Source organism: Kitasatospora sp. NPDC101155, assembly GCF_044768305.1.
In the GTDB taxonomy this organism is placed as follows: Bacteria; Actinomycetota; Actinomycetes; order Streptomycetales; family Streptomycetaceae; genus Kitasatospora.
In genome coordinates this window covers 18,094-41,563 of the sequence record NZ_JBIWPN010000056.1, presented here as the reverse complement: position 1 = coordinate 41,563, position 23,470 = coordinate 18,094, and the positions used below count along the sequence as shown (strand labels likewise).

The window sequence follows — 23,470 nt, the reverse complement described above, 5'->3', positions numbered from 1 at the left end:
AGCTGGACTCGTGGAAGATGATCTGGCTGAACGAGGCCAGCTGGTTCTTCGGGACGATCTGGGCGGCGATGGTCTTCGGGGACACGGTGGCGGCGCTCGCGGTGGCGGGCAGCACGCCGCCCAGGACGGTCAGACCAGCGGTGCCGGCGAGAATCGCGGCGGAAGTGCGCATACGGAGCTTGAAAGTGGGCATGTAGGAACAGGACCTCAATCGGGGTTGGGTCGAGTCGCGTCCCACCCAGGACCACGGGCCGGACAGGGGCCATTGCGGTTGTGGGGCGCGACTCGGCGGTAAGCCGTTCACCGGCGGGACAGGTGGCCGGTGCGGCTGACGACGAGAGCCATTGTTGCCAGGTGGGATCGGTTTCCGACAAGACCCCTTCGTTACGACGCCCGGTCGTACGGGCGATGGCCGCCATGGATTCGAAGGGGCGGCGGTGTGCGGTGCGCGGACCGGCGCTGAGCTGGGAAAACGCCCGTCAATCGGGACCCTGGGCGGTGGCCTGTCAAGTACCGGGAAGGCGCCACTACCGGCCATCGTAGGATCGATTCGACTGTGAGTGCGCTCACCGTTTAGGAGCGGCGGCTGTCACCGGGCGATCCGGTCACACCACTTTGGGTACAGACGATCTGTGTCGGGCGCCACACGATCTCGTCGCAGTCCGGAGGGACCGGCTCACCGAACGTCGCCCGATCGCCGAAAGCCGCTCGATAGTCGATCGCCGAAAGTCACGCGATCACCGAACGTCGCCCAGCCGCCGGTGCCGGGCCGCCCGGGCCGTGAGCCGCTCCGCCTCGCCGGTGGCCGCCAGGACGTCGAGCGCCGTTCCGAGCGCCGCTCCCATGCGGGCGCAGAAGGCCTCCGGTTCCTCGGCGGCGTCCGGCAGCTCCGGGACCACCTCGTCCACCAGCCCGACCTCCGCCAGGTGGTGGGCGCCGATGCCCTGGGTCCTGGCCAGCTCGGCCGCGTGCGCGCCGTCCCGGTGGACGATCGCCGAGGCGCCCTCCGGCGGCAGCGGCGCCAGCCAGGCGTGCCCGGCGGCGAGCACCCGGTCGGCCGGGAGCAGCGCCAGCGCCCCGCCGCCGGAGCCCTGGCCGAGCAGGACTGCGAGGACGGGCGTGCGCAGCGCGAGCAGGGTGGTCAGGCAGTGCGCGATCTCCACCGCGATCCCGTCCACCTCGGCCTGGGCGGAGAGCTCGGCCCCGGCCGTGTCCACCACCGTGACCAGCGGCAGCCCCAGCTGCTCGGCGAGCCGGGCGGTGCGGCGGACGGCCCGCAGGTCGGCGGCGGTGAAGGGGCGCTCGTGCTCCGGGCTCTGCCGCTGCTGGCCGACGACCAGGACGGGCCGGCCGCCGAGCACGGCGAGTGCCCGGACCAGCGCGCCACCGCGGCCGCCGGGCGCGTCCAGCAGCACCAGCTCCTCGGCGGTGCGACGCAGCAGCTCACGGGTGCCGGGGCGGTCGGGTCGGCGGCTGCGGCGGACGGAGTCCCAGGCGTCGGGGTGCTCGGCGGGCTGCTCGTCGGCGGGGGCGGTGCCGTCATCGCGAAGGTCGCCCGTACTGGGGGGAGGCGTGGCGCCGAGGACGGCGAGTGTCCGGCGGAGCAGTTCGCGCAGCTCCTGCGGTGGCACCACGGCGTCCACCAGCCCGTGCTCGGCCAGCGTCTCCGCCCGCTGGACGTCCGCGGGCAGCTCCACGCCGCGCAGCTCCTCGTAGACCCGCGGCCCGAGGAAGCCGAGCCGGGCGCCGGGCTCGGCGAAGACCAGCTGGCCGAGCGTGCCCCAGGAGGCGAAGACCCCGCCCATGGTGGGGTTGCGCAGATAGGTGAGGTAGGGGAGGCCGGCCGCGCGGTGTGCCTGGACGGCGGCGGTGATGCGGAGCATGCAGAGGAAGGCCGCCGAGCCCTCCTGCATCCTGGTGCCGCCGGAGACGGGCAGGGCGAGCAGCGGCAGTCGCTCGGCGGTGGCGCGTTCGACGGCCCGGGTGATCCGTTCGGCGGTGGCGACGCCGATGGAGCCGCCGAGGAAGCCGAACTCGGAGGCGACCAGGGCAACCGGCCGGCCGTCGATCAGGCCGAGGCCGGTGAGCACGGCCTCGTCCAGGCCGGTGCGTTCGCGGGCGCGGTCGAGCGAGGCGCGGTAGCCGGGGTCGGCGGGCGGTCCGGCCGGCGGCTCGTCCCAGCCCTGGAAACTCCCCGGGTCGACCAGCAGTCCGATCAGCTGGTGCGCCGTCAGCGAAGTGCCCGTTCCCGTACCCATGTCCACCCCGTCAGAGATCGTTCCGGCCCGACACGGTGCGCCACTCTATGCGGCGCCGATGTCGCGTTGTGGGAGGGATGTGAAGGTGTGAGCAGGCCGACAACGGCGCTCGCAGTAGTTCGATGGCGGTCGACCCAAGGATGGTGCGGGCGGTTCGTGGACGGCCTCGGGGCGAGTCGCCCCGGGGTGGGCATGCGGCTGAAGTCCTTGATGGGGCAAGAGAGTTACCCGTCGGTAAAAAGTTGACTCAGGGGTTCCGGAGTTGTCGGTGGCCCGCCACACTGGTCGACATGACCCGCACTCTACGCGCGTGGAAGTCTCGCGCTGCCGCCATCACCGCCGTCGCCATGATGACCCTCGCCCCCGTCGCCGTCGCCACCGACGCGCACGCCGACGTGAGCGGCACGGTGTGCCTGTCCACCCTGCCGCCGGAGGCCACCGACACCCTCAACCTGATCGCCTCCGACGGGCCGTTCCCGTACTCGCAGGACGGCGTGGTGTTCCAGAACAGAGACAGCGTCCTGCCCGGCCAGTCCTACGGGTACTACCACGAGTACACCGTCATCACCCCGGGCGCCCCGACCCGCGGTGCCCGCCGGATCGTGACCGGCCAGCAGTACCAGGAGGACTACTACACCGGAGACCACTACGCCACGTTCTCCCTGATCGACCAGACCTGCTGACACCCCCCGGCACGACCGCGGCCCCGGCGAACTTTCCCGCCGGGGCCACGGGCGTACCGGGACCGGCCCTACAGGTCGGACGGCCCCCAGGCGCTCACCGCCACCTCGTCCCCGACCCGCAGCGTGCCCGGCCGCACCACCGCGAACTTGCTGCCGAACGCCACGCCGCCGGCCGCCGCGCGGCGGTAGCGGGCCAGCGTGCGCAGCGGCTCCGGGCCGGCCTTGGCGCCGGTCGACTGGTCCACCAACGTCACCGCGCAGCGGATCGCCAGCTTCGTGTAGCCCAACTCCGCGCCGCCGACAGTGAACCGGCGGAGCAGGTCCTCGGTGTGCGGCTCCGGCCAGCCGTCCACCACCAGGTTCGGGCGGAACCGGTCCACCGGCAGCGGAGCCCCGTCCGAGCGCGCGTTGAAGTCGTCCAGGGAAGAACGCGACAGCAGGTGCACGGCGGAGCTGTCCGCGAACCCGGACGTCCCCGGGGTCAGTCCGTCGGTCACCCGGTCGTGCTCCGGCGGCACCCGGACCAGCCGGCTGGGCGCGCCCAGCACCTCGGAGAGCCACCCGGCGGCCTCCTCGCCCTGGTCGACGGCCGCGTACGGCGTGTCGAACATCCGCACCTCGCGGCGCGGGCCCTCGGTGTCGACGGCGAACTCCACCGGCTCCACCCCGGGCGCGGCGAGAGCCAGCCGGTCGCCCCCGAGGACGGTCGGCTGGACGGTCGCCAGGAGCCGGTCCCGCCGCTGGGAACGGAACACGCCCTCCGTGTCCACCACCATGAACGAGCGGTCGTGGGCCAGTCCGGCCCGGGTCAGCTCCGCCTGTTCCGCCACCACCCCGGCGCAGCCCTTCACCGGGTAGTACCGCAACTCCACCACTGTGGCCATCTTTCCCCCCGTGCTCTCCAGCCGCATCGGACGCGGCTTCTCCGTTTCCCCGTAGGGTAGTTGCCGGTGCCGGTGACGAGCCGCCGAACACCGGGCGGCCGCGCGGTTGCTAGGGTCGGGGCATGGCACCGAGCAGCGCGAACCCCCCGGGACGGCTCCGGCGCGACGCGCAGCGCAACCGGGACCTGCTGCTCGCCGCCGCCCGCGAGATGTTCTCCCGACACGGCCTCGACGTCCCCCTGGACCAGATCGCCAAGGAGGCCGGCGTCGGCAACGCCACCCTCTACCGGCACTTCCCGACCCGCGAGGCGCTGATCGCCGAGGTCTTCGCGGACGCCGGGGCCGGCCTGGCCACGGCGGGGGAGGAGGCGCTCGCCGCCGAGGACGCCTGGACCGGCCTGGAACGCTACTTCGGGCGGATCTTCGAACTCGTCGCCGCCGACCGGGGCATCAACGACCTGGTCACCCAGGCCATCCCGGCCATCCCCGGAATGATCGAGATCAGCCGCGGACACGCCGCCACCGTCGGCGCCCTGATCACCCGCGCCCAGGAGCAGGGCACCATGCGGCGCGACGTGGTCACCATGGACCTGCTCTTCCTGCTCGGCCCGCTCTGCCGCGCCCTGCCCGCCGCCACCGAGCTGCGCCCCGACCTCTGGCGCCGCTACCTCGCCCTGTTGCTGGACGGCTTCCGCGCGCAGGCCACCCACCCGCTGCCGGTCCCGCCGATCGGCGAGGAGCACCTGGACCGGATGTTCGCCGACCTGTGGGAGGCGCAGGCACCGGAGGCCTGACCGGCCCCGGGCGCATCAGGGACGCGTACGGAACGTCGGGTGCGGCGTCAGGGCCGTGTCAACGGGCAGGGCGGGCGGGGCGCGGACGGCTTTGCTGGGGTGACGCGGCGCGGTCCGGTCGTACGGAGACGGCGGGGCCGGGCTGAGGCGGCGTGCGTCGGTCGGACGAGCAGCACGGCGCGGGTCGGTTCGGTGACGCGGACGGAGCGGAAGGGGCTGGCCATGGCGGACACGGGAGCGGACGAGGGCCGGATCGTGGTCGGCGTCAGCGGCTCGCTCGGCAGCCTGGCCGCCCTCCACCGCGCGGTCGCCGAGGCCCGGCGCGCGGACGTCGAGGTGCTCGCGGTGCTGTGCTGGACCCCGACCGGCGACGAGCTCGGATACCGCCGCTCGGTCTGCCCGCCGGTGCTCAACGCCGGCCGCGACGCCGCCGTCGCGCGACTGCGGCAGGCACTCGACGAGGCCTTCGCCGGTCGCCACGCCGGCGCCCGGCTGCGCTGCCAGGCCGTCCGCGGGGACGCCGGCCACACCCTGGTGCGCAGCGCCGACCGGCCCGGGGACGTCCTGGTGCTCGGCGCGGGCCGTGAGCGCGGCCGCCTGTCCCGGCTGATCCGGCCGTCGGTCACCGCCTACTGCGTGCGGCACGCCACCTGCCCGGTGCTGACCGTGCCGCGCCCGCCGCTCCAGCGGGACCTGGAGGCGCTGGAACGCGGGCACGGGCTGAGGGAGTTGGTGGCGGGGAACTGAGCCCCGGGGCGCCGACGGTGCCGGCCGGCTGTGACCGGGCAGCTACGGCGGTCCGGCTACGGCAGGCCGGCGGCCCGGGCCAGGACGGCGGCGGTCCGGCGACCGGCGTTCAGGGTGTCGGGGTCCGTGGCGGGCAGGCAGCGCTGGGCCGCGGGGCTGTAGGCGGTCATGATCACGCCGGCGTGGTCGGTGGGGAGTTCGAGCAGCTCGGCGGTCGGTACGACGGCGTGCAACTGGCGGGTGAGCTCCGCCGGAACCACCTCGTCCGTCGTGCCGTGCACCAGCCGGATCGGGACCGGGGACGGGCTCGCGGCGAGGAGGTCGAGCGGGCAGTCGCCGGTGGTGGCGGCCGGGCGGCCGTAGGCGGAGGCGATGCCGACGGCGGCGGTGGGACGCAGCTCGGCGGGGGTGTCGGGGTGGGTGGCCACGGCGACCGCCTCCCGGCCGCCGAGCGACCAGCCGGCCAGCACGAAGCGCTCCGGATCCCCGCCGTACGCGGCGGCGTTGCGGCGGGCGAAGGCGAGCGAGGCGAGCAGGTCGGCGCGACCGCGGTCCTCGCGGTCGGAGCGCCAGTCCGGGACGAGCACCAGCAGGCCGAGCCCGGCGGCCTCCTGGGCGAGTGTCGCCATCACGTCGCGCTCGTCCGGGCCCGAGCCGTGCCAGAGCAGCACGACCGGGGCGGGTCCGGCGGCGCCGACGGTCGGGCGGTGGACGTCCAGCAGGCGCCCGTCCGCATACGGAACGACCTCAGGTTGAGTGCTCGTCATGCCGGGTTCCCCTCCGATTCGGTGCCTGATCATGGAACTGGTACTGTACTTCCTGTCGCGAGGGAGACGATCTCTCGTCAGGCGTCAGCGGTGCTACCAGAGCACGTCCTACTTTCAGTAGGGAGAGTCCGTGCAACCCGGGCCTGGCGCTCCACTGTCGGACGGGGTCCGGTACCTACTCAGGTGCCGGGCCCCGTCCGCGTTTCCCCTCGACTTCCAGGAAGTGACCGGTCGTCTCAGGCGGCCTCCGCGGACTCGTCGGACGGGACGGCGATCAGGACGAACTCCGCGCCGGCGTCGTCCCGGACCAGGGCCGAGCGGCCGAAGGGCGTGGGCTCGGGGTCGGTGAGAACGCTGCCGCCGAGGGTGTGGAGCCGGGCGGCGGCGCGGTCGGCGTCGGCGGTGCCGAAGTGGGTGCGCCAGGCGGCGCCGGTCCGCGGCGGGTCGGCGGGGCCGATTCCGCAGGCGGGCAGGCCCGCGACCCGGGCGAGGGTGTGCCCCGCGCGCGGGCGGTCGTAGCCGTAGCCGAAGACCTCGCGGTAGAAGGCGCGGGCGGCGTCCGGGTCGGGGGAGAGGTGCTCGTTCCAGGCGAGCGTGCCCGGCTCGTTGACCAGCCCGGCGCCGTCGACGGCGTCCCCCTGCCACAGGCCGAAGGGCGCGCCGAGCGGGTCGACGGCGAGGGCGGCGCGGCCCTGGTCGGGCACCTCGTACGGCTCGCGGGCGATCCGCCCGTCGGCGGCGCGGATCAGCGCGACGGTACGGCTCAGGTCGGCGCAGGCGAGGTACGTGCTCCAGGCGGCGGACGCCGCCCGGGGTGCGGAGGCGATCGCCGCGACCTGCGCGCCGTGGCGGGTGGCGACGGCCTCGCCGGGGCCGGTCGGGACGAACTCCCAGGCGAACAGCGCGCCGTAGAAGCGCTGCGCGCGCGGGACGTCCGGGGTCGTCAGCACGACCCAGCACGGGACGCCCTCGTGGTACCGGCCCGCCTTCGGCATGCCGCCCTCCTGGTGCCATCGGCCCACTCGTCAGCCTCCGTGTCCGGCGGGCGGGTGGCAAGCGGGGGCCTCAGGCGACCCCGTACGGGCGGAACTGGATGCTGATCCGCGGGCCCACCGGGCGGGCCGTCTTCGGGATCGCGTGCTCCCAGGTGCGCTGGCAGGAGCCGCCCATCACCGCCAGATCGCCGTGGCCGAGCGGTCGGCGGACGACGGCCCCGCCGCCGGCACGTGGCCGCAGTGCCAGCGTGCGCGGCTCGCCGACCGACAGGATCGCCACCATGGTGTCCTCGCGGGCGCCGCGCCCGATCCGGTCGCCGTGCCAGGCCACGCTGTCCCGGCCGTCCCGGTAGTAGCAGAGCCCGAGGGTGCGGAACGGCTCGCCGAGTTCCGGCGCATAGTGCCTGCTCAGCGCCGTGCGGGCCGCGCCGAGGACGGGGTGCGGCGGCTCGGCCTCCGCCGGGTAGGAGGCGAGCAGCCGTGGGACGTCGACCGTCCGCTCGTACATCTCGCGCCGCTCGGCCCGCCAGGGCACCGTCGCGGCCAGCTGTTCGAACAGCTCGTCCGCGCCGTGCAGCCAGCCGGGCAGCACGTCCAGCCAGGCGCCGTCGCCGAGCACCAGCCGTCGCAGGCCGTCGAGCGGGCCGAGGCGGACGCCCCCGGTGTCGCCGTCGTCGAACAGCGAGGGCTGGAGGTGGACGGTGCTGTGCATGGAGCCAGCCTACGCCTTGAATCGAACACCTGCTCGAACAATTGGTTCCGTTGCTCACCGTCTCGTCTCGAACGATCTGGTCTCGGCCCGCACCGATCACGATGCGCGCCACCACCGGCCGGAACGGCTGCCGGCCGCCACCCCGCCCAGGTGGCTCCGCGTTCCCGCCTGCGCCGCGACGTCCGCGACCGAACCGCTCACTCCCGCGACCGTCGAGAGGCGGGGCGTCGGCCCGTACGACGTCCTGATCGAGATCGAGTACGTCGGTATCTGCCGCTCGGACATCCACAGCGTCCGTAGCGAGTGGGGTCCTGCCTCCTATCCCGTGGTCCCGGGCCATGAAATCGCCGGCGTCGTCGCCGAGGTCTGATCGCCTCGGACGTGCGCTACCGCTTCGTGATCGACACCTCGACGCTCGTCTGACCGGCGCCCGTGCCGGTGGCGTCCGGGCGGAGCGCGTCCTCGCCCCCGCCCTGATGCCCGGCTGGAGCCGCGGGCGGGCTCTCCACCCGGCCGCTAGCCTGCCGCCATGGCGATCAACGGCTTCGGGGTCACCGAGTTCCAGCTCGTACTGCTGCGTCGGATGGCCGACTACCACCCCGAACTGGTCGAGGACGCGGTGCGGCGGCTCGGTGCCACGCGTGCCTCGATGCGGGAGGCGAACAAGCGCTGGCAGGCGATGGCCCGCGCGCCCCGGTTCCCGCGCGGCGCCGCCCGGTACGCCGCGGTGCTGGGGCCGGCGGAGCTGAGCCTGCCGCGGCGGATCGGGGATCTGGCATGTGTGGCGCGGCAGTGGGCGCTGCCGCTCTGGCCCGAGCTGCGCTTCGAGATCCTGCTCGGCCCGGCGGGGATCGGTGCGCCGCTGCTGAACGAGTGGCTGGTCCGGGCGGCCGGTGTTCCCGCCCCCGCGCTGCGGACGCGGGCGGACCTGGCGCCGTGGGGCTGCGTGGTGGGCGATGTGGGCGCCGCCTTCCCGGGGGCCGTGCCGCGCGAGGGGAGTGCGCCGAACCGGTTCCAGCTGGACTTCGAGGCGCCGGACGTGGACGGGCGGATGCGCGCGTGGACGGCCGACTTCACCTGGGGGCTGTTGCAGGAGGTCCGACCGGCCGAAGAGGAAGCCGGGCCATCCATCGGTTGATGCAAGGCGATATTCAGTTAATGCCTTCGATTTGCAGGCGATGGCGAGATGGTGGCAGCATAATCGCAGACACGGAACAGTCTTGGAATCGGAAAGTGAAGGATCATGTCGCCCGTCGCGCGCGTCATCGTCGGAGTCAGCGGCTCGCTGCACAGTCTCACCGCCCTGCACCGGGCGGCCGAGGAGGCCCGCGCCCGGCAGGCCGTGCTGGTCCCGGTGCTCGCCTGGACCCCGGTCGGCGGCGAGCGCAACTACCGCGCCCGGCCCTGCCCGCCGCTGCTGCGCGCCTGGCAGGAAGCCGCCGAGGCCCGGCTGGAGCGGGCGCTGGAGCAGGCCTTCGGCGGCCTGCCGGTCGGCGTGCCGGTGCGGCCGCTGGTCATGCGCGGCGAGGCCGGTCAGGTGCTCGCCGAGCTGGCCGACCGGCCGGGCGACCTGCTGGTGATCAGCGCCGGCCGCCACGGCACGACGCGCGGACGACTGCGCCGACTGCTGCGCGGCTCGGTCAGCCGCTACTGCCTCGACCACGCGCCGTGCGGCGTGCTCGTCGTCCCGCCGTCCACCCTGCACGAGGACCTGCGCGCGCTGCACCGCGGCGTCGACCTGCGGGAGCTCATCGCGGCCTGAGCGCCGGCCCGCGGCGGCGGCGTCTGGCTATCCGTCAACTCCGGTGCACCGTCCGCCCGCCGACCACCGTACGGGTGGGCCGCAGCTCGCGCAGCGCGTCCACCGGACAGCTCAGCGGATCCAGTGGCCACAGCGTGAGATCGGCGAGCGCCCCCGGCCGCAGGCAGCCGCGCTCGGCGCTCTCGCCGGTCAGCCGGGCGGCGTTCACGGTGTGCAGCGCGATCGCCTCGGCCCGCCCGATCGCGTGCTCCGGGCCGACCACCCCGGCCGTGGTGTCGCGGGTGGTCATCCCCCACACCGACACCATCGCCCCGTACGGGCCGACCGGGAAGTCCGAGCCCGCCGAGAGCTGCGCTCCCTCGTCCAGCCACTCGCGCAGCGGGAACAGCGCCGCGGTGCGCTCCTCGCCCCAGGTCCGCTGCTGGGCGAGCGCGCCGTCGTGCAGCAGCGGGTGCTGCACGGTCACCGGCACGCCGAGCGCGATCGCCCGGGCCCGCTGGTCGGCCCGGGCCAACCCGCCGTGCTCGACCACCAGGGTGCCGGGCGGCAGGCCCGGGCGGCGCTTCACCACCTGCTCGAAGACGTCCAGCAGCACCCGCAGGCCGCGATCGCCCCAGGCGTGCACGCCGACCCGCCAGCTGTGCCCGACCGCCCGGTCCACCGCCGCGAGCAGGTCCCCGGGCTCCCAGAGCAGCCGCCCGTGATAGCAGGGCTGCCCCTGGTACGGCTCCTCCAGTGCGCCCGCCTCGAAGCCGCCGTCGATGCCGAACTTGACGCCCCACACGCGGAGTCGGTCGTCGTCCCGGCCGGCCGCCCGCCAGTCGTCCATCCGGTCCAGCAGCGCGTCCACCTGCTCCGGCGTGCGGGCGGCGAAGCCGGAGACCAGCGCCCGGACCCGCACGGCGAGCGCGCCCTCGGCGCGGGCCGCGTGCAGCACGTCGAGGTCCTCCACCGGCACCAGGCAGTCCCGAACGGTACCGATCCCGGTGGCGGCGTAGTCGGCGGAGGCCGCGCGCAGGCCCTCGATCCGCTCGGCGAGGGTCGGGCGCGGCAGCACCCGTTCGACCGGCTCGATCGCCCGGTTGATCAGCCGGCCGGTCAGCCGCCCCCGGTCGTCGCGCTCGATCACCCCGCCGGGCGGCGCCTCGGTGGCATCGGTGATCCCGGCCAGTCGCAGCGCGGGCGAGTTGAGCACCATGTTGTACGCGCCACGGCGCACCAGCACCGGGTGGTCGGCGGTGGCGCCGTCCAACTCCTCGGTGGTGGGCAGCCGTTGCTCGGCCAGCAGCACCTCCTGCCAGTTGACCGTGGTACGGATCCACTTCCCGGTGGGGGTGCGGGCGGCGTGCTCGCGGATCAGGTCGAGGAACTCGGCGAGGTCGTGGGCGCGGTGGACGGGGACGCCGTGGACGCTGTGGCCCGCCATGATCAGGTGGGTGTGGGTGTCGTCGAAGGCCGGCAGCACCGTCGCGTCCGGGGCGTCCACCACCTCGGTGCCGGGGCCGATCAGGGCGTCCAGACCGGCGGGCTCGGGGGAGAGGGCGGTGATCCGGCCGCCGGTGACGGCGATCGCCCGCTGCGGCGGCTCGCCGGGGGCCCGGCCGGGGTCGAGGGTGTGGACGGCGGCGGCGCGGATCAGCAGGTCGGCGCGGGAGTGGTCGGTCTTTCCGTCGGACATGGCGGCTCCTGGGAGTGGGACAGCCCGGTGACCTTCTCGACGTATCGCAGACTGGGCTCGGCGAGCCGTCCGTGCAACTCGGTGAACACGGCGCGGGCCGGGACGGCGTTCCAGTCGGCGGGCAGCAGCGGCGCGGGCAGGCCGGGGTCGAGGTAGGGCAGCCGGCGCCATTCGGTGAGCATCGGCACGTAGTCCCGGAACGCCTGGACCGGGTCGGTCCGCTCCTGCCCGCGCAGCTCCTCGGTGACCGGGCGCCAGGCGTCGGTGAAGGCCGCGTACTGCGCCTCGATCGCCGGGAGGTCCCACCAACTCGCCACCGCCGTCCGGAGTTCGGCGAAGCCGGCGTACTCGGCGGAGAGGAAGAGGTGGACGTAGGCGCTCAGCCCGAGGCGCTCCAGCAGGCGGCGGGCGTCGGGCAGCAGCCGGGCGGGCGCCAGCCAGACGCCGGGGGCGGCATTGCCGAAGCCGAGCCAGCTGAGCCGGGATCGCAGCTGGTGGCGGTGGGCGCGTTCGGACTCGGGCACCGAGAAGACCGCCACCACCCAGCCGTCGGCGAGTTCGGCGGGCTCCAGGCTGTGGAAGATCCGCCGGTCGCCCTCCTCGAACACCGGGTCCATCGCGGGGGCGAGCCGGTAGCCGGTGCCCGTGCGGCGTTCCTGGAGCAGGGTGCCGGCCTTCTTCAGCCGGGAGATCGCCGAGCGGACGGCCGGGCCGTCGACGTCCAGTTCGGCCATCAGCGCGATCAGGTCGGCGATCGATATCCAGCCGCCGAGGCGGCGGACGTACTCGCCGTAGATGGTGTGGATCAGGGAGCTGGGCCGGGGCGCGCTCTCCGACATGCCTGGGCCCTCCTCCCCGACGGCTGGTGGTGATCATAGCGGCGGTGTCGCGTTCCGGGTGCGGGTGTCCGCGCGCGGGAGCCTGTGCGCAGGTGACCGCACACGGGCAGCTATGCGTAAGCGCCGGACAGCAGGTGCCCGGCGCCGGGGGCGAAGGCGGGCAGGCCGAGGGCGCGCAGGAGTTGGTGGGTGGTGCAGATCGAGGCCGAGACCACCGGCTTGCCGAGCTGCTGCTCGGCCTCCTCGACGGCCGACAGCGAGGGCATCTGCACGCAGGCGGAGAGCACCACGGCGTCGGCCTCGGCGTGCGCGAGGCCCTTGGCGATCGCGGGCAGCCGGGCCGGGTCGTGGGCGGCCACGTCGAGGTTGTCGGCGATCTCCAGGGCGGCGTGGTCGAGCACCTCGATGCCCTCCTGGGCGAGGTAGTCGACCACCGTACGGGCCAGCGGTTGCAGGTACGGGGTGACCATGGCGACCTTCTTGGCGCCGAGCGTGTGCAGGCCGGTGACCAGGGCGCCGGCGCTGGTGACCACGGGCGCTGGCGCGCCGTTCTCGGCCGTGCGCCGGTGCAGCCGCTGCTCGGCCTCGCGGTGGTAGCCGGGGCCGGTGGCCATCACCGCGACCAGACAGGCGTACCCGATCACATCGACCCGGGCGTCCGAGAGTTCGGCGGCGCAGCGGTCGGACTCGGCGTCCATGGCGCGCAGTTGCTCGGGGGTGACCCTGGTCATCCGCATCCGGCTGGAGTGGAAGGTGAACCGTTCGGGGGCGACCGCCTCCCGGGCCCGCAGCAGGGCGGGGACCTCGGTTTCCATGGTGACGTTGGAGCTCGGGACGATCTGGCCGATCCGGTACGTCGGCATCAGCGGGTGCTCCTTTCTGCGGGCGCTCTGCGGGCGCTCAGCGGGCGTCGATCACGGGGTTGGTGAGCGTGCCGATCCGCTCGATGGTGGCTTCGACCAGGTCGCCGGGCTGCAGGAACTGCGGCGGGACCATCCCGGCGCCCACCCCCGAGGGGGAGCCGGTGGAGATCACATCGCCCGGTTCCAGGGTCATGCCGGAGGAGATGTCGGCGATCAGCCGGGCGATGCCGAACAGCATGTACCGGGTGTTGGAGTTCTGCCGCAGCTCGCCGTTGACCCGCAGCGAGAGGTCGAGCCGCTGGGGGTCGGGGATCTCGTCGGCGGTGACCACGCCCGGGCCGAACGGCGCGTAGCTGTCCTGGCCCTTGGAGAAGAACCACTGCCCGGAGCGGCGCTGGTCGCGGGCGCTGATGTCGTTGACGATGCTGTAGCCGAACACGTGCCGCAGGGCGTCCTGTTCGGCCACCCGGTAGGCGGGTTCGCCGATCACCACCGCGAGTTCGCACTCCCAGTCGAGCTGCTTGGTGACGTCGGCGTTGTGCAGGATCGGCTGGCCCGGCCCGGTGACGGCGGTGGCGGGCTTGCCGAACAGGACCGGGCGGTCCGGGAGTTCGCGCTCGGTGTCCAGGCTGCGGTGCGATTCGGCCACGTGCTCCACGTAGTTGAGGCCGATGCCGATGATCTTGCCCGGACGCAGCGGGGCGCGCAGCGAGACCTCGGAGAGCGGCCGGGTGTCCGGCGTTCCGGCCAGCAGCTCGCGGGCGGTGGCCAGCGCGGGCGCCCCGGCCCGGATCAACCCGAGCAGGTCGCTGGGGAGTCGGGCCCCGGCGGCGGTGGCGAGGGCGGTCAGGTCGGCGACCCGGTCGGGGCCGATCCGGGCGCCGAGGCGCGGGGTGTCGTCGCCGTCGGCGCAGTAGGTCAGCAGGTGCATGGTTGCGGGGCTCCCGTGTCGGGTGTTACGAGGCGGTGGTGGGCTGGTGTCCGTCGTGGTCCGGGTAGGCCTCCTCGCGGTAGAGGCCGAGCGAGTGCATCACCGGGAAGTCGTTGAAGGAGAACAGGCAGGCGTCCTCGCCCTGGTCGAGGTTCGCGTGCTCGTGCCAGGCCCAGGACGGGACGACGAAGATGTCGCCCTGCTGCCACTCGAAGCGCTGCCCCGCGATCACCGAGACGCCGCGTCCCTTGGCCGCGGTGTAGACCACCGAGCCGGTGTGCCGGTGGGCGCGGGTGGCCTGGCCGGGGCGCAGGAGTTGCAGGTGAGCGGCCATGGTGGGCATCACCGAGCCGCCGGTGACCGGGTTGGTGTACTCCATCACCACACCGTCGTAGGGCGATCCCTCGGTGGCGCGGGCGAGTTGGCACAGCGCGTGGTAGCTGGGCTCCCAGGGCCAGCCGAGCAGCGGGGAGTACGGCCGGGTCCACTTCTCGACGCCGTACGGGAGCAGGTTGCCGCCGTAGCTGAGCAGCGAGGAGTTCACCACCGGGCCGGGCCGCTGATAGAGCTCGGGGTGGACCTCGTAGAAGTTGGCGTCGAGGGTGTTGACCAGCGGGATGTCCAGGCCGTCCTGCCAGATCACCGGGTTGTCCTCGGCCTCGTTGCCGTGCTCGTGCCAGGTGTTGTTGGGGGTGATCGCGAAGTCGCGCGGGCCGACCTTGAGCTTCTGCCCGTCGACGACGGTCCAGGCGCCGGCGCCCTCGTGGACGAAGCGCAGCGCGGAGGCCTGGTGGCGGTGCGCGGTCATCGCCTCGCCGGGGCCCATGATCTGCAGGCCGGTGTACAACAGGCCGACGGCGGCGCTGAGTTCGCGGCGGCCCGGGTTGACCAGCATCACCACCCGGCGGCCGGCTTCGTCGGCCTTCACCAGTGGGAGCGCCTTGCGGACCAGGGGGCGCAGGTCGGCGAAGCGCCAGAGCACCGGGACGGACCGGGGCTGCGGGTACCAGGGCTCGATCTCGTTCGCCACCGTCCACAGAGCGCCGGCCTCGTGCTTGGCCAACTCATCGTAGTAGGCGCGTAGTTCGGGACTGTCGTTGACCCTCGCGCGGCCGATCCGGTCGTCGTCGTAGCTGTTTTCGCCGGTCATGTCTCCTCCTCGGGGAGCACCAGGGGCCGCAGCGGGCGGTTGTCCACGTGCAGCCGGAACACGTCGAAGCGGTTGTAGTGGCCGACGATGTCGTGCATCTGCTTGGGCTGGATGCAGCGGCCGAGGTCGATTTCGGCGTAGACGATGCCCTCCTCGTCCACCAGCGGCTCGGTGACCGCCCGGCCGTCCGGGCCGAAGATGCCGGAGAGCGCGTTGTGCGGGCGGGCGAGCTGCTTGCGGACCTGCTGGTCCTCGCCGGCGATCAGCTCCACCATCTCGGGTGAGATCGTGGAGCAGGAGACCACGGTGAACAGCTTGCCCTCGAAGCAGTGGGCGGCGGCGCGCAGCGCGATCGCCTCGGCCATGTCGTAGTCCTCGGGGGCCACCGGCAGGGCGATGTAGCTCGCCGCGTGGACCAGTTCGCCCTGGGCCAGCAGGGTGAAGCGGGCCAGGGTGTTGGTGTTCTCGCCGCAGGCCAGCGCGCCGAGCGGGCCGACGGCCGTGCGGTGGACCTTCAGCGAGCTGCCGTCGCCCTGGGTCCAGGTCAGCTTCTCGGCCCAGGTGGGTACCAGTTTGCGGTGCGCGCCGAGGAGTTCGCCGTCCGAGCCGATGATCAGCAGGGTGTTGTACAGCACCCCGAGGCTGTGCCGGCCGCGTTCGTTGACGCCGATCACCAGCACCACCCCGGTCTGCCGGGCGGCGGCCCGCAGGGTGTCCACGTACGGGCCGGGGACGTCCACGGCGGCGCGATAGAGCCGCTCGTACCAGGGCGAGCCCTGCACCGGGGTCATCGTCCAGTTCCAGTAGGGGTAGCCGGGGACGAAGACCTCGGGGAAGACCACCAGTCCGGCGCCGTGGTCGGCGGCCTCGTGGATCAGGGCGACGGCCTTGTCCACGGTGGCGGCCGGGTCCAGGTAGACCGGGGCGGCCTGCACGGCGGCGGCCGTGAAGCGGGGCAGGTCCGGCATGCTCACTCCTCGGCTCGAACGGGCAGCCAGCGGCGGTGGACGGGTGGGGCGGGCTCGCGCAGCAGGTGCAGCCGCGGGGCGACCCGGTCGGCGCCGGGGCCGGGCGGTTTGCGGCTGCCCGCCCGCCACGGCTCGGGCCAGCGGGCGCCCGGGCCGGTGTAGCCCTGGTCGGCGGCGGCGTGCAGGGTCCAGAGCGGGTCGTGGAGGTGGGCCCGGCCGATCGCGACCAGGTCGGCGCGGCCGGCCAGCAGCACGGAGTCGGCGTCGTCGTGCCCGGAGATCGCGCCGACCGCGATGGTGGGCAGCCCGGTGGCGGCGCGGATCAGTTCGGCGAACGGCGTCTGGTAGCCGCGTCCGTACGGCGGCCGCTGGTGCGAGACGACCTCGCCGGTGGACACGTCCAGGGCGTCCGCGCCGGCGTCGGCCAGCGCGCGGCAGATCGCCACCGCCTCGGCCTCGGTGGTGCCGCCGGGGGCCCAGTCGGCGGCCGAGATCCGTACCAGCAGCGGCCGGCCGGCGGGCCAGACGGCGCGGACGGCGGCCAGCACCTCCAGGGGCAGCCGCAGCCGGTGGGCGAGCGGGCCGCCGTAGTGGTCGGTGCGGTGGTTGGTGAGCGGGGAGAGGAAGGAGGAGAGCAGGTGCCCGTGGCCGAACTGCAGCTCCAGCACGTCGAATCCGGCCCGGGCGGCCCGCTCGGCGGAGGCGGCGAAGTCGGCGCTGACGGCCGCGAGTTGGACCTCGTTGGCCTCGTGCGGGGTCGGGCTGTCGGAGTCCCAGGGCAGCGGCGAGGCGGCGAGCAGCGGCCAGCCCTCGGCGAGCGGGCGGCCGATGCCGTCCGGTCCCGGCACGGTCGTCGCGGCCCGGCGGCCGGCGTGGGTGAGCTGGAGGCCGACCGGGGTGTCGCTCACCGCCCGTACCGCGTCGCGGAGTTCGGTCCAGGCCGCTTCCTGGCGGTCGCTCCACAGCCCGGGGCAGCGGTCGGTGGCCCGGCCCTCGGGGCTGACGGCCGTCATTCCGGCGAGCACCAGTCCGGCGCCGCCGAGCGCGTGGGCGGTCAGTTGGGCCCGGTCGAAGGCGCTGGGCAGCGCGTCGGGGGAGGTGAAGGTGGCGAGTGGGGGCACCACGACGCGGTTGCGCAGCTCCAGCGCGGCGAGCTTCAGCGGCCGGAACATCGGCGGCACCCCGGGCGAGCCGCCGACGGCGGCGTCCACCGCGTCCACGAAGGCGGGGTCGCGGGCGCGCAGATTGCCGTAGGTGACCCGGCGGCTGCGGGTGAGCAGGTTGAAGGCGAACTGGTCGATGCCCTGCCCGGTGCGGCGCCCGACGGTCTCGAACCACTCCAGGCTGGCCTGCGCGGCCCGCTGGGTGGACTCGACCACCGGCCGGCGCTCGGCCTCGTAGGCGGCCAGGGCGCCGTCCAGGGTGGGCTGTTCGCTCAGCGCGGCGGCCAGGGCGAGGGCGTCCTCCAGGGCCAGCTTGGTGCCCGAGCCGATCGAGAAGTGCGCGGAGTGCGCGGCGTCACCGAGCAGTACCACGTTGCGGTGGCGCCAACTGGCGTTCCGTACCGTGGTGAAGCGGATCCAGCGGGAGGCGTTGGGGATCAGCCGGTGGCCGTCCAGGTGGCCGGCGAGCAGTTCGGCGCAGCGGTTCACGCTCTCCTCGTCGCTCTCGCCGCGTGCCAACTCCCGGGCGGCGAAGGCCTCGAAGCCGGCGCGACGCCAGGCGTCCTCGGCGATCTCGACGATGAAGGTGGAGCGGGTCGGGCTGTACGGGTAGGCGTGCACCTGCAGCACGCCGAAGTCGAACTCCTCGACGATGAAGGTGAAGGCCTCGAAGACCCGGTCGGTGGCGAGCCAGATGTAGCGGCAGTCCCGCTCGTCCAGCTCGGTGCGGAAGGTGTCCGGGTGGGCCGCCCGGGTGGCGGAGTGGATGCCGTCGGCGGCCACCACCAGGTCGTATTCGGCTGACAGCTGCTCGACCGGTGGGGCGGGCGTGCGGTAGCGCACGTCCACCGCCAGCTCCGCGCAGCGCTGTTGCAGGATGGCGCGCAGGCGGTTTCGGTCCAGGGCGGCGAAGCCGTGGCCGCCGCTGGTGCGGACCTGCCCGGCGTAGCGGATGTCGATGTCGCTCCAGCGGGCGAACTCGGTGCTGATCGCGGCGAAGACCGCCGGGTCGGCCTGGGCGATGCCGTCCAGGGTCTCGTCGGAGAAGACCACGCCGAAGCCGAACTCGTCCTCCCGGGCGTCCCGTTCGAACACGGTGATCTCCCGGTACGGTGCCAACTGCTTGGCCAGGGCGGCGAAGTAGAGCCCGCCCGGGCCGGCGCCGAGCACCGCGATCCGGCGGGCCGCGGCCGTCAGGCCTGCCCCGGCCGCCATACCCGCTCCGCCCGTCATGCCTGCCCCGGTCGTCACGCCAGCACCTCCGCCTGCTGCGGGCCGGCCTCGGTCAGCGCCCGGCGCACCGGTGCGGGCCAGGGCTCGGCGCCCTTGGAGTGCGGGGCGGCGTGCACCACCGACATCCGGCCGCTGGCGGCCAGCCCCTGCGGGCCGTGCACCTCGAAGGCGTAGTGCAGCGAGGAGCCGCCGACCCGGAGCACCCGCAGCTCGGTGCGGACCACGTCCCCGAACCAGAGCCGCTCGCGGTAGTCCGCCTCGAAGTGCACCCGGGGGATCCGCCCGAACAGCTCGGCCAGCCCGAGCCGGCGCAGCAGCGTCGCCTCCGCGGCCTCGGCCCAGCGCTGGACGGCCGAGAAGTGGTAGTGCCCGGCCGCGTCGGTGTCGGACCACTCGACCCGGCGCTCGATGGTGACGCTGGCGGGTTTCAGGGCGGACCTCCTGCGGAGTTCGGCGCGCAGCAGCTTGCCGGTCGGGGTGCGCGGCAGCTCGGTGACGAACTCCACGGCACGCGGGTACTTGTACGGTGCGATGGTGCGCTTGACGTGGTCCTGGAGCTCCTTGGCCGTCTCCGGCCCGGCGGACACGCCCTCGCGCAGCACCACGTACGCCTTGACCACCGTGCCGCGCCGTTCGTCCGGCGCGCCGACGACGGCGCTGTCGGCCACCGCGGGGTGGCCGGCGAGCGCCTGCTCCACCTCGGGCCCGGCGATGTTGTAGCCGGCCGAGACGATCATGTCGTCGTGGCGCGCCTGGTACCAGAAGTAGCCGTCCCGGTCGCGGACGTAGGTGTCTCCGGTGAGGTTCCAGCCGTTGCGGACGTAGCCGCGCTGGCGCTCGTCGTCCAGGTAGCGGCAGCCGGTCGGGCCCTTGACCGCGAGCAGGCCGGGCCGGCCGTCCGGCACCGGGTCGCCGTGCTCGTCCAGGATCGCCGCCCGGTAGCCGGGCACGGGGCGGCCGGTGGAGCCCGGGCGGATGTCCTGTTCGGCGGCCGAGATGAACACGTGCAGCAGCTCGGTCGCGCCGATGCCGTCGATCAGCCGTTTCCCGGTGGCCTCGTGGAAGGCCTCCCAGACGGCGGCGGGCAGCGGCTCGCCGGCCGACACGCAGCGCCGCACACCGGCCAGCCGGTCGGCCAGCCCGGCGGCCAGGATCGTCCGGTAGGCGGTCGGCGCGGTGAACAGCACGCTCACGCCGTGGCGGGCCACCTGCTCGGCGAGCTGGTCGGGCGTGGCCTGCTCCAGCAGCAGGCTGGCGGCGCCGGCCCGCAGCGGGAACACCAGCAGGCCGCCGAGGCCGAAGGTGAAGCCGAGCGGCGGGGTGCCGGCGAACAGGTCGTCGGGGGTGGGGCGGAGCAGGTGGCGGGAGAAGGTGTCGGCGTTGGCCAGCACGTCGCGGTGGAAGTGCAGGGTGGCCTTGGGGCGGCCGGTGGTTCCGGAGGTGAAGGCGATCAGCGCGACGTCGTCGGCGGCGGTCGGTACGGCGGTGAAGCCGCGCGGCTGGGTGGCGGAGCGTTCGGTGAGGTCCTCGGGGCCGGTGCCGCCGAAGGGGAGTACGCGCAGGTCGGGGGCGTTCGCCTGGTGGAGTTCGGCGAGGAAGCGGTGGTCACACAGGGCGACGGTGGGCCGGGCCACTCGGATCAGCTCGGTCAGCTCGGTGGCGCGCAGCAGCGGCACGGTGGTGACGACCACCCCGCCGGCCTTCAGGACGCCGAGCCAACAAGCCGCCAACCAGGGGGTGTTGGGGCCGCGTAGTAACACCCGGTTGCCGGGGACGAGACCCAGGTCGTCGGTCAGCAGCCGGGCGATCCGGTCGGCGTGGTCGCGCAGGTCGCCGTAGCTCCACCGGTCGGTGGGGGTGAGCAGGCAGCGGCGGTCGGGGCCGAGGCGGGCGATCGTGTCGTCGAGCAGGGCGGCCGCGCAGTTCAGGCGGTCGGGGTAGGCCAACTCCGGTAGTTCGAAGAGGAGTTCGGGCCACTGGTCGAAGGGTGGGAGATGGTCGCGGCTGAACGTGTCCACATGTGCTGAGGGGGAGAGCTCCATGGGCGGGCACCTCATCGGGCGAGCGGGAGTAGAGCCAGTATGGCGCTCTCGTGACGCCAGTCAAGAGAGCGATACATGCATTCGGAGGACATGGGTGGCCGGGCGTCGGGTGGCGGGCGCGGCGGCAGACGGAACGCCCCGCAGGCCGGGTGGGGCCTGCGGGGCGTGTGGGGTGTGTGGGGCGTGTGGTGCCGCCGTGCGGCGGTCTCCTCGTCGGTCAGGTGACGTCGGCGTGGAAGGCCGCGTCCGGGGTGCGGCCGTCCTGGGCCTGCTGGGCGCGCGCGGCGAGCAGCCGGGCGAACAGGGTCAGGGCGGGTGTCGCGACGGCCGCCCCCGGGCCCTGGTCGCGTACGTACAGCAGCGTCGAGCCGACCCGGACCAGCGCCTCCGCCATCGACGAACCGCGCTCCCGGGCGGCGCTCTGGTCGCCGATCGAGGGGATGGTCACCGCAGTCGCGTCGCCATCGCCGTCGACGAGGGCGAGCCTGCCGGCGAAGGCCTGGCCGGCCGTCTCGGGGGAGGCGAAGGTGACCACGGTGAACTGCACGGACTGGACGGGTACGGCACGGAAGGTCACGGTGGCGTAGGCGAGTTGCCGGTCGCAGGCGTCCGGGAGCAGACAGGGCACGTCGGCCCCGGAACCGGCCCCGGACTGCGGCCCGCTCTCCACCTGCCAGCCGCCCGGCATCGCCGCCACGTCCGGCAGCACCCCCTGCATCTGCGCGGGGTCGCGGATGGTCCGCGCGGCGTGGGCGAAGTCGGGGCCGTTGGGGTGCAGCAGCGGGCGCGAACCGAGGTGGATCCCGAGCGCGACCAGGGCGGCGATCAGGACCAGCGCCAGCGCGACGATGATCGCGGTGTTGCCGCGCCGGGCGGCCAGGGCCTGGGCACGGGCGACCGCCGGATCGACCCGGAGCTGGACGGTGCTCGGCCCCGAGGAGTCCGTTCGCAGCTGGACGGTCGCCGGATCCGCCTCCGGCCCCACCCGTAGCTGGACGGTCGTCGGGTCGGCGGGTCTTCCGAGGTCGGTGGTCGCCACGTACTGGGCGAACGCCACGTCGGTGGCCAGCAGTCGGGTGACGGCGGAGGCCAGCCCCTCCCGAGCCCGCGGATCGTGGGGGCTCGCCTCAAGCGCAGCCACGGCCCGCGCCCCCTCCGGCATCAGCCGCAACCGGGCCCGCACCACCTCGGCCACCGCCTGCCCCGGCCCGCCGGCCGCCCCCTGGGCGAGCCGGACCAGCGCCCCCACCGCGCCCGTTACCAAGTCCCGGTCGTCCCCCATGGCAACTCCCCCCGCCGCACGAGTCGTTGCCCCTACGATCCCGGATCGGCGGCCGCTCCACACCCCCGTCGAGCTGAACGGAGACGCAACTGCAACCGCCCCCGGACGTCGGGGACGAACGGCGGGTGCGGTTCGACCGGGCGGTCGCCGTGGGCGGCGTGGAATGCGCGCCCCGAGCGCGAGCGGCTCGCACAGGGTGGCGAATTGCCGTCGATGATCCGAACGTCAGAGCGGGATCCGGCGGTTCGCCGCCGCGCGTCTCGCCGCGGGGGTCAACCCCGAACGCGTACGTGCCGATACTTCCGAGTGACGTCCTTACGCCGTTCGGAGGAGTCCACATGCCCGAGCTGTGGCTGCCCGGTGCCGAGATCCACGACCTCGGCGACCACGCGCCGACCGACCAGCAGTACCCGCCGAAGGCCATCGCGCACATCACCTGGGACCGCAACGCGACCGCCGCCGCACCGCAGGACTGGTGCAGCTACGAGGACCTCGTCGGGTACTTCACCGGCAGCGGCGCCGGTGACGCGCCGCACCTGGTCTGGGACCCGTTCAGCGGTCGTACGGCGCAGCTGTTCCCGGCCGACTCCCGCTCGAAGAGCCTGCTCAGCCCGGCCCAGAGCCCGACCCGCACCAACCGCGCCGGGCGGGTGGTGATCCAGATCGAGGCGGTGTTCTTCCCGTACTGCCGCTACCAGGGCACCGTCTACCCACGACTGGTCGACACCCCGTGCGCGGGCTGGGACCGGATCCACGCCTGGATCTCGTCCTGGGGCGTGCCCGACGTGTGGCCGATGGGCCGTCCGACCGACTTCTCCGAGCACCGCGACGAGCGGGTCTGGGAGACCGCCGGCGGCTGGTACGCCCACGCCCACGTGCCCTTCAACGACCACGTCGATCCCGGTTCCTGGCCCGCCTTCACCGGCGGCTCCGGCTCCACGCCCTCCCCGCCCCCGGGAGGGGCGTCCACCCCGGCCCGGTACCAGGTCGACATCAACGGCCTGGCGTACGGCTACGGTGCCCACGGCTACCAGGTGACCACCGTCGGGCGGGCGCTGGTCGGGCATGGCTTCGGCGCCCACTACCAGTCCGGGCCCGGGCCGGACTGGACGGACGCGGACACCGAGAACTACGCCGACTACCAGCAGAGCCTGGGCTACACCGGGCAGGCGGCGGACGGCGTTCCAGGCGAGGCCTCACTGCGGCGGCTGCTCGGCTACCTGCCCGGGCCGCGCACCGTCTCGCTGGCACACGTGGTGGCGGCGGCGCGCAGCGATCCGGGGGCCGAGCAGGGGCACCTGACGTACGGAGCCGAGGTGGCGATCGTCGAACAGGCGCTGGCTGACGAGGGGTTGCTCGAACAGCGCTGGGTGGACGGCTCCTTCGGCAACCTTACGGTCACCGCGTACGCGGGCTGGCAGCGGCGCTGCGGGTACACGGCGGGGGCCGCGGACGGGATCCCCGGTCGGGACTCGCTCCACCGGCTCGGCGCGGCGCACGACTTCACGGTGACGGACTGAGGCTCGCGGCCTGTCCCGGGGCCCGGAGCCGGCGGGCCGGGTGGCCCGAGGTGACGTTCCGTCGGGGCCGCCGGTACTCCCGGGGGAGTTCGCCGCCCGTGGCGGGGCGCCGGTGCGTACTCGCCCGGGAGCACGCGAGGTTACGTCCGCCGTCAGATGCCCGATGACGGGTGGGAGGGAGAGTCTGGGCGCGTCCTCG

General features: G+C 74.1%; 19 protein-coding genes and 3 pseudogenes. 7 read left to right on the top strand and 15 right to left on the bottom strand.

Annotated features, from left to right (window positions below):
- Positions 1-737 precede the first annotated feature (737 nt).
- Positions 738-2,258 carry a carboxyl transferase domain-containing protein gene (locus tag ACIRYZ_RS40400; RefSeq protein WP_402953638.1) on the bottom strand — a complete coding sequence of 507 codons (1,521 nt, stop codon included), beginning with the start codon at positions 2,256-2,258 and terminating at the stop codon, positions 738-740.
- A gap of 290 nt (positions 2,259-2,548) precedes the next feature.
- On the opposite strand from ACIRYZ_RS40400, the gene ACIRYZ_RS40395 reads away from it, so the two are divergent.
- Positions 2,549-2,941, top strand: a complete 393-nt coding sequence (locus tag ACIRYZ_RS40395) for a ribonuclease (RefSeq protein ID WP_380613530.1) — start codon at positions 2,549-2,551, stop codon at positions 2,939-2,941.
- Positions 2,942-3,009: 68 nt separating this feature from the next.
- Here ACIRYZ_RS40395 and ACIRYZ_RS40390 read toward each other — a convergent pair whose 3' ends face one another.
- On the bottom strand, positions 3,010-3,825 hold the full coding sequence (locus tag ACIRYZ_RS40390) for an MOSC domain-containing protein (protein ID WP_393030350.1): 816 nt from the start codon (positions 3,823-3,825) through the stop codon (positions 3,010-3,012).
- A 122-nt stretch (positions 3,826-3,947) separates the two neighbouring features.
- Between ACIRYZ_RS40390 and ACIRYZ_RS40385 the strand changes: the two genes are divergently transcribed.
- Both ACIRYZ_RS40385 and ACIRYZ_RS40380 read left to right on the top strand, forming a co-directional pair.
- Entirely contained in the window at positions 3,948-4,619 is a 672-nt protein-coding gene (locus ACIRYZ_RS40385; RefSeq protein WP_402953637.1) for a TetR/AcrR family transcriptional regulator, read from the top strand.
- 222 nt (positions 4,620-4,841) lie between these two features.
- Positions 4,842-5,366, top strand: a complete 525-nt coding sequence (locus tag ACIRYZ_RS40380; protein ID WP_402953636.1) for a universal stress protein — start codon at positions 4,842-4,844, stop codon at positions 5,364-5,366.
- A 56-nt stretch (positions 5,367-5,422) separates the two neighbouring features.
- On the opposite strand, the gene ACIRYZ_RS40375 is transcribed toward ACIRYZ_RS40380, so the two are convergent.
- The 3 genes from ACIRYZ_RS40375 to ACIRYZ_RS40365 all read right to left on the bottom strand — a co-directional run bounded on the left by ACIRYZ_RS40375 (position 5,423) and on the right by ACIRYZ_RS40365 (position 7,840).
- The gene (locus ACIRYZ_RS40375; protein WP_402953635.1) at positions 5,423-6,133 is read right to left on the bottom strand and encodes an alpha/beta hydrolase family protein; all 711 of its coding nucleotides are present in this window, start codon (positions 6,131-6,133) and stop codon (positions 5,423-5,425) included.
- A 236-nt stretch (positions 6,134-6,369) separates the two neighbouring features.
- Positions 6,370-7,128 carry a VOC family protein gene (locus tag ACIRYZ_RS40370; RefSeq protein WP_402953634.1) on the bottom strand — a complete coding sequence of 253 codons (759 nt, stop codon included), beginning with the start codon at positions 7,126-7,128 and terminating at the stop codon, positions 6,370-6,372.
- Positions 7,129-7,198: 70 nt separating this feature from the next.
- Positions 7,199-7,840 carry an alpha-ketoglutarate-dependent dioxygenase AlkB gene (locus tag ACIRYZ_RS40365; RefSeq protein WP_402953633.1) on the bottom strand — a complete coding sequence of 214 codons (642 nt, stop codon included), beginning with the start codon at positions 7,838-7,840 and terminating at the stop codon, positions 7,199-7,201.
- A gap of 127 nt (positions 7,841-7,967) precedes the next feature.
- Here ACIRYZ_RS40365 and ACIRYZ_RS40360 point away from each other — a divergent pair.
- From ACIRYZ_RS40360 to ACIRYZ_RS40350, 3 genes and pseudogenes are all read left to right on the top strand, one after another.
- Positions 7,968-8,207: pseudogene (locus ACIRYZ_RS40360) on the top strand (alcohol dehydrogenase catalytic domain-containing protein); the annotation flags it as partial.
- Between the two features lie 162 nt (positions 8,208-8,369).
- Entirely contained in the window at positions 8,370-8,978 is a 609-nt protein-coding gene (locus ACIRYZ_RS40355; protein ID WP_402953632.1) for a hypothetical protein, read from the top strand.
- Positions 8,979-9,083: 105 nt separating this feature from the next.
- Positions 9,084-9,602, top strand: coding sequence for a universal stress protein (locus tag ACIRYZ_RS40350; RefSeq protein WP_393030370.1), 519 nt, complete (start codon positions 9,084-9,086; stop codon positions 9,600-9,602).
- 34 nt (positions 9,603-9,636) lie between these two features.
- Here ACIRYZ_RS40350 and ACIRYZ_RS40345 read toward each other — a convergent pair whose 3' ends face one another.
- The 10 genes and pseudogenes from ACIRYZ_RS40345 to ACIRYZ_RS40300 form a co-directional block, all read right to left on the bottom strand.
- Positions 9,637-11,280, bottom strand: coding sequence for an amidohydrolase (locus ACIRYZ_RS40345; RefSeq protein ID WP_402953631.1), 1,644 nt, complete (start codon positions 11,278-11,280; stop codon positions 9,637-9,639).
- A complete protein-coding gene (locus ACIRYZ_RS40340) occupies positions 11,238-12,119 on the bottom strand; it encodes a PaaX family transcriptional regulator C-terminal domain-containing protein (protein ID WP_402953630.1) in 882 nt (293 codons plus the stop codon). Before ACIRYZ_RS40340 ends, ACIRYZ_RS40345 begins: the two co-directional genes overlap by 43 nt.
- 110 nt (positions 12,120-12,229) lie before the next feature.
- Positions 12,230-12,982 carry an Asp/Glu racemase gene (locus ACIRYZ_RS40335; RefSeq protein WP_402953629.1) on the bottom strand — a complete coding sequence of 251 codons (753 nt, stop codon included), beginning with the start codon at positions 12,980-12,982 and terminating at the stop codon, positions 12,230-12,232.
- Between the two features lie 37 nt (positions 12,983-13,019).
- Positions 13,020-13,913 (bottom strand): fumarylacetoacetate hydrolase family protein, encoded by an 894-nt coding sequence (locus ACIRYZ_RS40330; protein WP_402953628.1) that lies wholly within the window; start codon positions 13,911-13,913, stop codon positions 13,020-13,022.
- Between the two features lie 25 nt (positions 13,914-13,938).
- Positions 13,939-15,063, bottom strand: coding sequence for a cupin domain-containing protein (locus ACIRYZ_RS40325; RefSeq protein ID WP_402953627.1), 1,125 nt, complete (start codon positions 15,061-15,063; stop codon positions 13,939-13,941).
- Positions 15,060-16,031: a carbon-nitrogen hydrolase family protein gene (locus ACIRYZ_RS40320; RefSeq protein WP_402953626.1), complete on the bottom strand. Its 972-nt coding sequence runs from the start codon at positions 16,029-16,031 to the stop codon at positions 15,060-15,062. The genes ACIRYZ_RS40325 and ACIRYZ_RS40320 overlap by 4 nt, the downstream gene beginning before the upstream one ends.
- Before the next feature lie 2 nt (positions 16,032-16,033).
- The gene (locus ACIRYZ_RS40315; RefSeq protein ID WP_402953640.1) at positions 16,034-18,427 is read right to left on the bottom strand and encodes an FAD-dependent monooxygenase; all 2,394 of its coding nucleotides are present in this window, start codon (positions 18,425-18,427) and stop codon (positions 16,034-16,036) included.
- A 14-nt stretch (positions 18,428-18,441) separates the two neighbouring features.
- Positions 18,442-18,786, bottom strand: a pseudogene (locus ACIRYZ_RS40310) (acyl-CoA thioesterase); the annotation flags it as partial.
- A gap of 72 nt (positions 18,787-18,858) precedes the next feature.
- Positions 18,859-20,469 (bottom strand): annotated as a pseudogene (locus tag ACIRYZ_RS40305) (AMP-binding protein); the annotation flags it as partial.
- Between the two features lie 217 nt (positions 20,470-20,686).
- Positions 20,687-21,751, bottom strand: coding sequence for a hypothetical protein (locus ACIRYZ_RS40300; protein WP_402953625.1), 1,065 nt, complete (start codon positions 21,749-21,751; stop codon positions 20,687-20,689).
- Positions 21,752-22,089: 338 nt separating this feature from the next.
- Between ACIRYZ_RS40300 and ACIRYZ_RS40295 the strand changes: the two genes are divergently transcribed.
- Positions 22,090-23,271: a peptidoglycan-binding protein gene (locus tag ACIRYZ_RS40295; RefSeq protein ID WP_402953624.1), complete on the top strand. Its 1,182-nt coding sequence runs from the start codon at positions 22,090-22,092 to the stop codon at positions 23,269-23,271.
- Positions 23,272-23,470: the final 199 nt, after the last annotated feature.